Annotated in this window: 10 protein-coding genes; 3 read left to right on the top strand and 7 right to left on the bottom strand. The window is 70.0% G+C overall.

What is annotated here, in order from left to right; all coding sequences use genetic code 11:
• Positions 1–97: 97 nt before the first annotated feature.
• Positions 98–1,360: a sensor histidine kinase gene (locus ACZ60E_RS26545; RefSeq protein WP_453794745.1), complete on the bottom strand. Its 1,263-nt coding sequence runs from the start codon at positions 1,358–1,360 to the stop codon at positions 98–100.
• 337 nt (positions 1,361–1,697) lie between these two features.
• Between ACZ60E_RS26545 and ACZ60E_RS26540 the strand changes: the two genes are divergently transcribed.
• Positions 1,698–1,919, top strand: coding sequence for a hypothetical protein (locus tag ACZ60E_RS26540; protein ID WP_469443651.1), 222 nt, complete (start codon positions 1,698–1,700; stop codon positions 1,917–1,919).
• Positions 1,916–3,355: a sensor histidine kinase gene (locus ACZ60E_RS26535; RefSeq protein ID WP_384807271.1), complete on the top strand. Its 1,440-nt coding sequence runs from the start codon at positions 1,916–1,918 to the stop codon at positions 3,353–3,355. The genes ACZ60E_RS26540 and ACZ60E_RS26535 overlap by 4 nt, the downstream gene beginning before the upstream one ends.
• Before the next feature lie 88 nt (positions 3,356–3,443).
• Here ACZ60E_RS26535 and ACZ60E_RS26530 read toward each other — a convergent pair whose 3' ends face one another.
• Positions 3,444–4,298: a LysR family transcriptional regulator gene (locus tag ACZ60E_RS26530; RefSeq protein WP_385839086.1), complete on the bottom strand. Its 855-nt coding sequence runs from the start codon at positions 4,296–4,298 to the stop codon at positions 3,444–3,446.
• Positions 4,299–4,366: 68 nt separating this feature from the next.
• Here ACZ60E_RS26530 and ACZ60E_RS26525 point away from each other — a divergent pair, with 68 nt between their 5' ends.
• Positions 4,367–5,290: an EamA family transporter gene (locus ACZ60E_RS26525; RefSeq protein WP_469443647.1), complete on the top strand. Its 924-nt coding sequence runs from the start codon at positions 4,367–4,369 to the stop codon at positions 5,288–5,290.
• A 31-nt stretch (positions 5,291–5,321) separates the two neighbouring features.
• Here ACZ60E_RS26525 and ACZ60E_RS26520 read toward each other — a convergent pair whose 3' ends face one another.
• The 5 genes from ACZ60E_RS26520 to ACZ60E_RS26500 form a co-directional block, all read right to left on the bottom strand.
• A complete protein-coding gene (locus ACZ60E_RS26520; RefSeq protein ID WP_469443646.1) occupies positions 5,322–6,767 on the bottom strand; it encodes a family 43 glycosylhydrolase in 1,446 nt (481 codons plus the stop codon).
• Between the two features lie 50 nt (positions 6,768–6,817).
• Positions 6,818–8,302, bottom strand: coding sequence for a family 43 glycosylhydrolase (locus tag ACZ60E_RS26515; protein ID WP_469443644.1), 1,485 nt, complete (start codon positions 8,300–8,302; stop codon positions 6,818–6,820).
• A gap of 275 nt (positions 8,303–8,577) precedes the next feature.
• On the bottom strand, positions 8,578–9,600 hold the full coding sequence (yjfF, locus tag ACZ60E_RS26510) for a galactofuranose ABC transporter, permease protein YjfF (RefSeq protein WP_384807278.1): 1,023 nt from the start codon (positions 9,598–9,600) through the stop codon (positions 8,578–8,580).
• Entirely contained in the window at positions 9,600–10,712 is a 1,113-nt protein-coding gene (locus ACZ60E_RS26505) for an ABC transporter permease (RefSeq protein WP_469443642.1), read from the bottom strand. The genes yjfF and ACZ60E_RS26505 overlap by 1 nt, the downstream gene beginning before the upstream one ends.
• Positions 10,709–12,247 (bottom strand): sugar ABC transporter ATP-binding protein, encoded by a 1,539-nt coding sequence (locus ACZ60E_RS26500; RefSeq protein WP_469443640.1) that lies wholly within the window; start codon positions 12,245–12,247, stop codon positions 10,709–10,711. The genes ACZ60E_RS26505 and ACZ60E_RS26500 overlap by 4 nt, the downstream gene beginning before the upstream one ends.

The following is a 12,247-nucleotide window of genomic DNA, read 5'->3' as shown; positions in this document are numbered from 1 at the left end:
CCGCCCCGCGGCCTGACCGGCTCCCGGCGGAGGGCACCGGCAGGGACAGGTGACACCAGTCGGGACAGGGAAACACCGGCCGGGGCGGGTGACCCGGTCAGGACGGTCCGGTCAGCACCTCGCAGGGCAACTCGATGGTGGCGGTGGTGGGACCTCCCGCCGGGCTGTGCACGGCGAGGATTCCGTCGAAGGCGCCGAGCCGTCGCTCCAGGCCCGCCAGCCCGCTGCCCGCCGCCGGGTCCGCGCCGCCCCTGCCGTCGTCGGTCACCGTGACCCGCAGCATCCCCTCCTCGTGGCGCATGTCGATCCACACGCGCTCCGCTCGCGCGTGCTTGGCCACGTTGGTGAGCATCTCCGACACCGAGAAGTACGCGGCCGCCTCCACCGGCGCGGCCATCCGCCCGATCGGCTCGATACCGACCTCGCACCGCACCGGGCTGCGCAGTGCCAGCGCCCGCACCGCGTCCCCCAGTCCCCGCTCGGCGAGCACCGGCGGATGGATGCCCCGCACCAGCTGCCGCAGTTCCTCCAGCGCCTCCACCGAGGACCTGCGGGTCTCCGCCACCAACTGCGCGGCCTTCTCCGGGTTCGTACGCAGGAGATGCTCGATCGTGCCGAGGCTCATCCCCACCGCGACCAGCCGAGCCTGCGCCCCGTCGTGCAGATCCCGCTCGATGCGGCGCAGTTCGGCCGCGGACACGTCCACCGCGTCCGCCCTGGAATTCTGGAGCCGTTCGATACGCATCTGGAGGACACGTTCGCGGTCGGGCGCGAGGAACACCCGGGTGAGCAACCCGTGCACGCGCAGGATCGCGGGGTCGTAGCGCAGCCCCAGCACGATCAGCACCGCTCCGAGACCCGCCGCCGCCAGGGCGCTGAGCTGGTCGTCCACCGGGACGAACCCGTACCAGTAGCCCACGTCGCGCAGCGGCCGCCACAGGCCGGCCGCCAGCACGGGGCCCAGCAACCCGTAGCCCACCAGTCCCAGCGCGAGGATGCCCAGTGCGAACCCCGCGATCGGGTCGACGATCAGCCAGGCCAGGTCCCGCCAGGTGGCCGGGTCCTTCAGCAGCCAGCGGCAGCGCTGCACCTGCCCGACCAGTCCGTTCTCCACCGGCGGCACCGGCCGGTAGGGCGTCTCGATGTCCACGCCGCACCACTGGCCGGCGAGTCGCCGCCGCAGGTCCGCGTTGGCCCGCACCTGGCGTGTCAGCCACGGCGTGGTGAGCAACCCCATTCCGACCGGCAGCAGAGCGAGGGAGACCATCGACAGACAGAACAGCACCAGCGAACAGAGCACCGACAACAGCGCCAGGCCCAGGCCCCGCACGGCAGCCACCACACCGGCCCGCACGTTCAATTTGATCCCGCCTCTTCCCCGTACCCGCGTCACATGAGCACGCCACGGCACCCATCGGGCCGCAGGCACCACTGTCGCACCCCGCGCCCTGCCCCGGCACCGGGTTCCGACCCCTAACTCCCCCTACCGCAGGCCACGTTGGGACGGATCGAGGCGGCCCGCAGAGCCGCACCCCGGCACGTGCACGGGCAGGACGGTCGAGAGGGCATCGCCGATGACCGCGCCTGCCGGGACCGAGCTGTCGTTCTCCTGTCACCGGGCTTTCAAGTGCCTGTCGATCCGGGCTCGGCGCGCCCTCGGCCATGGGCCAGGCAGCGGGATGAAGCAGTATGGGTACGTGAAAAAGGTACGACTGTCGGTCGTGGACGACGATCCGCCCATCGCCGGCCTCTTCGGGGGCCGCTCGAACGTGGTGGAGCCGGTCATCAGCCGCCTGCGCCGCACGCTCGACGGCGACCACGGCGACACCGAGGGCACCGAGGGCACCGACAGGGCCGGGCCGCGGCCGATGCCCACCGTGCAAGGCGTCGGCCACGTCGTCCGGCAGGTCACCGCGTGATCGGCCGGCTCCGCGACACCTATCGCAGGCTCCGCCTCGGCACCCGGCTCGCGCTCGGCATGGGCGTGCTGTCGCTGGTCGTGTTCGCCGTGGTCGGCACCGCGCTGTCCACGTACATGCGGGACTATCTGGAACGCCAGCTCAACGACCAGATGAAGCTCGTCCAGACCACCCAGTCCAAGGACGCCCAGGCGCACGGCACGGTGGAGCGCCGGCCCTACTACGGCTGGTACACCGCGGTGTACGACGTCTCGGGCGACTCGGCCGTCCTGCGCAAGCCCAGTGACGTGCCGAAGGACACCGTCGAGCTGACCTCCTTCGCCGAGTCGCTGGCCCGGGCGGGGGCGACGGAGATGTCCCACACCACACGCATCGAGGACGAGGGCGCGTACCGGCTGCGCGCCTGCAAGATCGGCCAGGGTGTCGTCCTGGTCACCGCGGCGCCGCTGGAGGACATCGAGGACACCATGGACCAGCTCGTCACGGTCCAGGTCGTCGCGTTCGCCCTCGCGCTGCTCGGCCTCGTGGTGTTCGGGCGCGCGGTGCTGCGCCGGGGCCTGCAGCCGCTCAGCGACATGGCGCACACCGCCCGCGGCATCACCTCGCACGACTTCACCGACTCGGCCCGGCTGCCGGTGCGCGCCGACCGCGGCAACGGCGGCCCGGAGGTCGAGGAGCTGCGCACCGCGTTCAACACCATGCTGGAGCACATCGACGACTCCCTCGCCGTCCGCACGGAGGCCGAGCAGCGGCTGCGCCGCTTCGTCGCGGACGCGTCGCACGAGCTGCGTACGCCCCTGATGTCGGTACGCGGTTACGCGGACCTCTTCCAGTACGCGGCGGCCAACGAGCCCGGCGAGCGGGACAAGCACCTGGCCAGGCTGCGCGCCGAGGCCGCCCGGATGGGTGTGCTCCTCGACGACCTGCTGCTCCTCGCCCGCCTCGACGCCGCCGAGGTGGAAGCGCCGCTGCGCCTGGAGGACGCGGACCTCGCGGAGCTGGTACGGCAGGCCGCGGACGCCTTCCGGGCCACCCACGCGGACCATCCGCTCACCGTCACGGCGGGCCCCGGCCCGGTGCGGCTGCGGGTCGACGTCCTGCGTGTCCGGCAGGTCCTCGACAACCTCCTCACCAACGCCGCCGTGCACACCCCGACCGGGACCGAGGTCTCCGTGGAGGTGTCCGTCGCCGCCGGCTCGGCCGTCGTGCGGGTCACCGACTCCGGTCCCGGTATCCCGGCCGCCGACCAGGAGCACGTCTTCGACCGCTTCTTCCGCATCGACAAGGCCCGCAGCCGGGACCGTGGCGGCAGCGGGCTGGGCCTCGCGGTGGCCCGCTCCCTGGTCCGGGCCCACGGCGGCACGATTGACGTGCGGAGCCGGCCGGGGGCGACGACGTTCACGCTGATGATCCCGTTGGTTCGCGACACCACTTGAGGGGCCCCGTAAAGGTTTCGTCCTTGACCGCGGGTCCGTGGGGGGCTGGTCGCGCAGTTCCCCGCGCCCCTGACGGGGCTCGGCCGGTTCAACCCGCCCGGTAGAGGGCCGTGAGCAGTTCGGTCACCGCCGGGGCCGCCGGGTGCGGGTCGTCGCGCCACCAGGCGAGGCGGACCGCGATCGGCTCGGCGTCCCGGACCGGCCGGTACACGACCCCGGGCCGCGGATACTGGTGCGCGGTCGACTCCGCGGTCATCCCGACGTACCGGCCCGTGGAGATCGTGGTCAGCCAGTCGTCGATGTCATGGGAGTCCCTGGTCTCCGGGCGGGCGTCCGGCGGCCACAGTTCCGTCGTGGTGGTCCCGGTCCGCCGGTCGACGAGCAGGGTGCGTCCGGCGAGGTCGGCCAGCCGGACCGAACGGCGCCGGGCCAGCGGGTCGTCGGAGGCCATGGCGCACAGCCGCCGTTCCAGGCCGACGATGACCGAGTCGAAGCGGCGTTCGTCCAACGGCCGCCGTACGACGCTCAGTTCACACGTGCCCTCGGCCAGCCCGGCGGTCGCGGAGTTGGCGCGGACCAGTTCCAGTTCCGTCGCGGGGTGTGCGGTCGCCCAGGCGCGCTGGAAGGCCAGCGTGTGGCGGCCGAGCGCCGACCAGGCATAGCCGATCCGCAGTGAGGACTGGCCCGAGGCGGCCTCCCGGACCAGGCCCTCCACCTCGCCGAGCACCCGCCGGGCGTGCGCCACCACGCGCAGGCCCGTCGCCGTCGGGGTCACCTCCCTGGAGGTACGCCGCAACAGCCTTACCTCCAGGGCGCGTTCGAGCGATGCCAGGGTGCGCGACACCGCCGCCTGGGAGACACCGAGGGCGATGGCCGCGTCGGTGAAGCCGCCCTCGTCGACGATCGCGACGAGACAGCGCAACTGCCGCAGTTCCACATCCATTACTCAAGCGTATAGATCGAACGGCTGATGCATTTTGCGTATGCGTGCGACCGACGCAGCATCGGAGCATGCACGCAGCCTCCGCGCCTTCGCCTACGTCCGCGCCCGCCCCGACGACCGCGCGGCACACGCCCGCGGCGCCCACGACTCCGGCGCCCGGGGGCGGGCGCACGGCAGCGCTGCTCACCCTGCTCGGCAGTGGTCTGTCCAATCAGACCGGCGCGGCGATCGGTTCGCTGGCCTTCCCCGTCCTCGGCCCCCTCGGTGTCGTCGCGGTGCGCCAGTACGTGGCCGCGATCGCCCTGTTCGCGGTCGCCAGGCCGCCGCTGCGCTCGTTCACCCGGCACCAGTGGTGGCCGGTCCTGCTGCTGGCCCTGGTGTTCGGGACGATGAACCTGTCCCTCTACACCGCCATCGACCGCATCGGGCTCGGGCTTGCGGTGACCCTGGAGTTCCTCGGCCCGCTCGCCATCGCGCTGTCCGCCGCGCGCCGGCGGATCGACGCCTGCTGCGCGCTGGTCGCCGCGGCGGGCGTCGTCACCCTGATGCGCCCCCAGCCGTCGGCGGACTATCTCGGTATGGGCCTCGGGCTGCTCGCCGCGGTCTGCTGGGCCTCGTACATCCTGCTCAACCGCACGGTGGGCCGCCGCGTCCCCGGAGCGCAGGGCTCCGCCGCCGCGGCGGCCGTCTCCGCGCTGATGTTCCTGCCGGTCGGCATCGTCCTCGCACTCCGGAACCCGCCGACCCCCACGGCTCTGGGGTACGCCGTCGCGGCGGGCGTGCTCGCCTCCGCGGTGCCGTACCTGGCGGACATGTTCACCCTGCGCCGCGTCCCCGCCGCGGCTTTCGGTCTCTTCATGAGCGTGAACCCGGTCCTGGCCGGACTGGTCGGCTGGGTCGTCCTGGGCCAGAACCTGGGTCCTGTGGAGTGGGCCGCCGTCGGCGCGGTCGTCGCCGCCAACGCGCTCAGCATCCTCACCGCGCGACACTGAAGCGGGCGGCGCCGAACCGTTCGTCAGTGCGTCACTCGGCGTAGAACGTCGCGTCCGCCCTGGCCGTCGCCGTGTCGGCGGGCTGCGTGACGAGCAGGTACTCGTAGTGCCGGACGTAACTGCCCGCCACGTTGTACGACTCGAAGGAGACGCCCGCCGCCGCGTCGGCCAGACCGGCCCGCCGGTAGAAACTCGCGTCGCCCTTGAAGGCCGTACTCCCGTCGCTCTTGTCCACCCACACCTCGCCGTTGCCGCGGTGGCGGAGGTAGTAACCGGGGAAGTTCGCCGATTCGAGCGAGACGGTCCCGGTACCGGCGAGCCCGGTCACCACGCGGAACTGCGAGTCGGCGAGGTTGGTGACGTTCGGCTCGATCTTCGCCCGGTACTCCCAGTGCCGGATGAACCGGTCGGGGAAGTTGTACGAGGAGAAGCGGACCGGAGTGACACCGTCGGCCACCGGGATGCCGAAGTTGGGTGTGCCGTCGGCGTTCCAGTACAGCTTCTGGTAGCGGGTGCGCCGGTTGGGGTCGTTGAGCGGGTCGCCGCTGATGTCCTTGTAGTTGCGGTCGTGGTAGACGAGGACGTCGGACCTGCCGTCCTCGGACGTGGTGAAGGTGTTGTGGCCCGGCCCGTACTGGCCGGTGGCCGCGTTGCTGGTGAAGACCGGGCCGGCCGTCTTCACCCAGGAGGCCGCGTTCATCAGGTCGGCGGAGGCGGAGGCGGTCAGCAGGCCCAGGCAGTAGTTGCTGTCGGTGGCGCTCGCCGAGAAGGTCATGAAGACCTTGCCGCCGCGCTGGATGACCGCCGGGCCCTCGTTGACGGTGTGCCCGACCTTCTCCCAGGCGTTGGTGGGCCGGGAGATCATGACCGGACTGCCGCTGACGGTCCAGGGGTTGGACAGTCTGGCCAGGTAGATGTTGGTGCCGTCACCGACCGCCGGGTCGTTCTGCGCCCAGCTCAGATAGCGCGTGCTGCCGACGGTGAAGGTCGTCGCGTCGAGCGAGAAGGTGTCGAGCGGGAGGGCGATACGGCCCTTCTCGGTCCAGGTCCCGGTCAGCGGATTGGCCGCGCCGGTCTCCAGGACGTACGGCCGGATCTTCCAGATGTCGCTGGTCGACCCGGCGGCGAAATAGACGTACCACTTACCGCCGATGTAGTGGATCTCGGGCGCCCAGATGTGCGCGCCCATGTCACCACTGGCGTGCTTGGTCCAGATGGTCGTCTCGGCGGCCGTGGACAGTCCCTGCAGCGTGGTGGCCCGGCGCATCACGATCCTGTCGTACGCGGGCACGGTCGCGGTGAAGTAGTAGTAGCCGTCGGTGTGCTTGAAGATGTGCGGGTCGGCCCGCTGTTCGGCGACGGGGTTGGTGTAGGTGACGGCGGGCGAGGCGGGGGCGGCGGCCTCGGCGATGCCGGAGGCCGGCGCGGCCAGGATGACGAACAGGGCCGTCACCACCTTTGTGATCGTGCGTCTCACGGTGTCCCTCCCGGGATGGGTTCGCTCACGTGGCGGCTCGGACGCCGGGCTCACGTCGTCGGCTTGAACTGCCACTGCTGGCACGTGTTGTTGAGCCAGGTCCACTGGCGTACGTCCGCGCCGTCCGCCGTACCGCAGTCGGCGACGTCGGCGACCTTGCCGGTGCTCTCGTTGACGATCCGCGTGTAGTCGCCGGTGGCGGTGTACACGAGGCGGAACTTCTGGCAGTTGTTGTTCAGCCAGGACCACTGCCGCAGATCCGCGCCGTCGGCGGTGGAGCAGTCGGCGGTGTCCATGACCTTGCCGGTGGCGACGTTGACGAGACGGCTGGTGTCGTTGCCCAGATCCTCGATCCGCCACTTCTGGTTGGCGCCGCCGGTGCAGGTCCACTGGAAGATGTTGGTGCCGTCAGCGGTACCGCCACCGTCCACGTCCAGGCACTTGCCGCTGTTGCGGTTGACGAGGGTGTACGCCGTCGGGGTCGCCGCGGTCTCTCCGGCCGGGCCGGCGAGGGTGGTCCCCAGTGCGGCCGGGGTACCGAAGTTCGGTGTGCCGTCGGCGTTCCAGGTGAACTTCTGGGCGCGGGTGGTACGGCCGTTGCCGCAGCCGCCGCTCGCGGAGTTGTTGCCGTGGTAGACGATCCAGTTCTCGGTGCCGTCCGGCGAGGTGAAGAACCCGTTGTGGCCGGGCCCGTACACACCGGCCGCGTCGTTGCGCTGGAAGACGGGGGTCTGCTTCTTCGTCCAGGAGGACGCCAGAAGCGGGTTGCTGCCCGTGAGTTCGAGCTGGCCGAGCTTGTAGTCGGCGGTCTGGCAAGAGCTGGCGGAGTAGGTGAGGAACGTCCGCCCGTTGCGATACAGCGGCTCCGGGCCCTCGTTGACCGGACTGCCCTGGGTCTCCCAGCTCAGCGTCGGACTGGAGATGACACTGAAGGTGGAACTGCTGAGCGTGTACGGGTTGCTCATGGGCGCGATGACCAGGCTCTGCGTGCTTCCGCCGACGAACCCGCTGCCGACGAGATACAGGCTGCTGCCCTGCTTCAGCACACTGGCGTCGATGAGCCAGCCGCCGGGCGTGAGATTGGAGCCGGTGAGCTGGTTCTTGAAGGTGTACGGGCCCATCGGGTCGGCGCCGGCGCTCTCCAGGACGTAGGTGCGCTGGGAGTCGCAACAGGCGACGCCGCTCTGTCCCGCGGAGTAGTACAGGTACCAGCGACCGCCCAGGAAGTGCAGTTCCGGCGCCCAGAAGTTGGTGTTGCGGGTGGCGGTGGTGTCACTCCACACCTGGACGCTGGGCGCTGCGGCGAGTCCGGCGAGGGTGGGTGACTTGCGCATGGTCAGTACGCCGGTGAACGAGGTGGTGACCAGGTAGTAGTTGCCGTTGTAGTACTCCAGCCAGGGGTCGGCGCCCTTCTGCGCCTTGACGGGGTTCGTGTACGGCCTGCCCTCCGCGGCGGCGGTGGGGTGGGTGGCCGTCGCGGCGAGCAGCGTCAGCAGGGCTGCTGCGAGGGTCAGTAGGTACCTGGTACGGAACACGGGGGTGCCCTTCTGGTGGACGTACCGTTCGAAATACCGTACGGCGTACGTAACTTCGACCAGAAGATAGGTAGGCGACCTGTACACGTCAACGGTTCCGACAGGATTGGATTCGCCCCCGCCGCCCCTACCCGTTCCCGTCCACGTATGGGGGCTGCGCCCCCTCGCCCCCCATTGCGCAGTTCCCCGCGCCCCCAGGTGCCTGGGGGCGCGGGGAACTGCGCGAGCAACCCCCACCGGGCCGCACCCGAAAACAACGGGCCAGGGGCGGAGCCCTACGCCTTACGGCGTGCCGTCATCGTCCGCTGGATCAGGATGAACGCACACAGCAACACACCCGTGGCGATCTTCGTCCACCACGAACTCAACGTGCCCTCGAACTGGATCAGACTCTTGATCAGCCCGAGCACGAGGACACCGAACAACGTGCCCACCACATACCCGGACCCGCCCGTCAGCAGCGTCCCGCCGATGACGACCGCGGCGATCGCGTCGAGTTCGAGACCCGTCGCGTGCAGCGGGTCACCGGACTGGATGTACAGCGTGAACAACAGCCCCGCCAGGGCGGAGCAGAACCCGCTCATCGTGTACACCGCGATCTTCGTACCGCCCTGCGGCAGCCCCATCAGCAGCGCGGACTGCTCGTTGCCTCCGACGGCGTACACCCGCCGGCCGAACCGCGTGTAGTGCAGCACGTAGAACGCCGCAGCCAGCACCACCAGCGAGACGATCGCCCCGATCGACAGGAACCCGCCTCCCACGGACACCTGCGCCTGGGCCATGCTGCTCACCGAGGAGTCGGTGATGGAGATCGACTCCTTGCTGATGACCAGGCACAGGCCACGGAAGAGGAACAGTCCCGCGAGGGTCACGATGAACGGCTGGATCTCGAAGTTCTGGATCACATAGCCCATGAGGTAGCCGCCGAAGGCCCCCACGCCCAGGGCGATGGGGATGACGATCACCAGTGGCAGGCCCTGCTTCTCCACCAGCCACGCCGTGAGCATGGTGGTGAAGCCGATGACCGAGCCGACGGAGAGGTCGATGCCGCCGGAGAGGATCACGAAGGTGGCACCGACGGCCGCGACCAGGAGGTAGCCGTTGTCGATGAACAGGTTCAGGAACACCTGCGTCTCGGCGAACCCGTAGTTCTGGTACCGGCTGAGGCCGATGGCGTACATGAGGAGGAAGAGCCCGGCCGTCACCAGGACGGGCAGGCGCCGGTCGGCGAGGACGCGTGACGCCCTGCTCGGCGTGCTGCCGCCCGACGCCTTGGGCTGCTGGGTGGTCGTGGTCATCACGAGACCTCCATCGTGCGTACGGTCTCGGGCGTCGTGGCGGTGTCCGCCGGGGCCGCGGCCTGCCCGGCGCCCCGCTTCCCGCCGAACCGTCCGCCGAAGCGACCCCCGCCGAACACCTTGGCGCGGAACTTCGGGGACTGCATCAGGCAGACGATGATGACGACGGCGGCCTTGAAGACCAGGTTGGTCTGGGTGGGCACGCCGATGGTGTAGATCGTGGTGGTGAGCGTCTGGATGACGAGCGCGCCGACGACCGTGCCGCCGATGGAGAACCGGCCGCCCAGCAGCGACGTACCGCCGATGACGACGGCGAGGATCGCGTCCAGTTCGATCCACAGACCGGCGTTGTTGCCGTCCGCGGCCGAGGTGTTGGAGCTGATCATGAGGCCCGCGATCCCGGCGCACAGCGCGCAGAACACGTACACCATGATCTTGATGCGGCGGGAGCGGATGCCGACCAGGCGGCTGGCCTCGGCGTTGCCGCCGACCGACTCCACGAGCAGGCCGAGCGCCGTGCGGCGGGTCAGTGCCACGGTGACGGCGACCACGGCGGCCACCACGAAGATGGAGAAGGGCAGCGTCAGCCAGTAGCCGCCGCCGATCAGCTTGTACGGCTCGCTGTTGACGGTGATGATCTGTCCGTCGGTGATGAGCTGGGCGACACCGCGGCCGGCGACCATGATGATCAGCGTGGCGATGATCGGCTGGATGCCCATCCGGGCGACCAGGAAGCCGTTCCAGAGACCGCAGACGACCGCGGCCGCCAGTCCGATGCCCATCGCGAGGAGCACTCCGGAGAGCGCGTCCTGGTCGGCCTGGTCGCTGATGTACGAACAGGTCAGGGCGCCGGTGATGGCGACCACCGCGCCGACGGACAGGTCGATGCCGCCGGTGGCGATGACCAGGGTCATGCCGACGGCGACCAGGATGAGGGGCGAGCCGAACAGGACGATCGAGACGAGGCTGCCGTAGAGGTGACCGTCCGTCATCCTGATCGAGAAGAAGTCCGGTGTGAACGGGACGTTGACGAGCAGCAGGATGACCAGCACGGCGACCGGCCAGAACAGATGATGGCGGGTCAGCGCTCGCCATCGGGGCGTGGTGGTCACTGGTGCTCTCCGCTCGCGATGGTCTCCAGGATCCGGGTGGGGGTGATCTCGGGCCCGTTGGCCAGCTGGGCCACGAGCTTGCGGTCGCGCAGCACGCCGATGGTGTGGCTGAGCCGCAGGACCTCCTCCAGCTCGGCCGCGATGTACAGCACGGCCATGCCTTCCTCGGAGAGCGAGACCACCAGTTTCTGGATCTCGGCCTTCGCGCCGATGTCGATGCCGCGCGTCGGCTCGTCCAGGATCAGCAGCTTCGGCTGCGTGATCAGCCAGCGGGCGAGCAGCACCTTCTGCTGGTTGCCGCCGCTGAGTTGGCCGACCCTCGCCTCGGGGTTGGCCGGCCGGATGTCGAGGGCCTTGATGTACTTGGCGACGAGTTCGTCGCGCTGGGCGACCGGGATGGGCCGGGTCCAGCCGCGGGTGGCCTGCAGGGCGAGGATGATGTTCTCCCGCACGGTCAGGTCCGGTACGAGGCCTTCGGTCTTGCGGTTCTCCGAGCAGAAGGCGACGCCCGCGGCGATGGCGTCGTTCGGGGCGCTCATCGAGACCTGCTTGCCGCCGATGGTGACCTTGCCCGTGTCCGGCTGGTCGGCGCCGAAGAGCAGCCGGGCCAGTTCGGTGCGGCCTGAGCCGAGCAGTCCGGCGAGTCCGATGACCTCGCCCTTCTTGATCTCCAGGTCGAAGGGGGCGATACCGCCGGCCCGGCCGACGCCGTCGGCCGTGAGCAGCGACTCCCCCACGTCCGCGTGGAGTTGGTGGTCGTGCAGCTCCTCCAGCTGGTCCAGGGCCTTGCCGATCATCAGCTGGACGAGGCCGACCTGGTCGAGGTCGCGGACCATGTGCTCGCCCACCAGGGCGCCGTTGCGCAGGACCGTCATCCGGTCGCAGACCTCGTAGATCTGGTCGAGGAAGTGCGAGACGAACAGGATCGCCACGCCCTCGCCCTTCAACCGCCGCATCAGGGCGAAGAGTTCGAGCACCTCGTCGCGGTCGAGGCTGGAGGTCGGCTCGTCGAGGATCAGCACCTTGGTGCCCGACCCGGAGCCGTCGCTGTCGCCGGTGCCCACCGACCGTACGATCGCGACCAGTTGCTGCACGGCCAGCGGGTACGAGGACAGCGGGGCCTCGACGTCGATGTCGAGGCCGAGCCGGTCGACCAGCTCGGCGGCCTCGCGGCGCAGCCGCTTCCACTGGATGCGGCCGAAGCGGGTGGGTTCGCGGCCGATGAAGATGTTCTCCGCCACAGACAGGTTGGGGCAGAGGTTGACCTCCTGGTAGACCGTGCTGATCCCGGCCTGCTGGGCCTGCGACGGGCTGTGGAACCGTACGGACGTGCCGTTCAGGGTGACGGTGCCGCCGTCCAGGGAGTAGACCCCGGTCAGCACCTTGATGAGGGTGGACTTGCCGGCGCCGTTCTCGCCGAGCAGGGCGTGGATCTCGCCGGGGAAGAGCCGGAAGTCGACACCCGACAGAGCCCGAACCCCCGGAAACTCTTTGACTATGCCCGTCATCTCCAGGACGGGCAGCGGCTCTGCCAT

Source organism: Streptomyces sp. NPDC102514 (assembly GCF_055584525.1).
The sequence above is the reverse complement of the archived record's forward strand: the minus strand, read 5'-3'. Positions and strand labels throughout refer to the sequence as shown.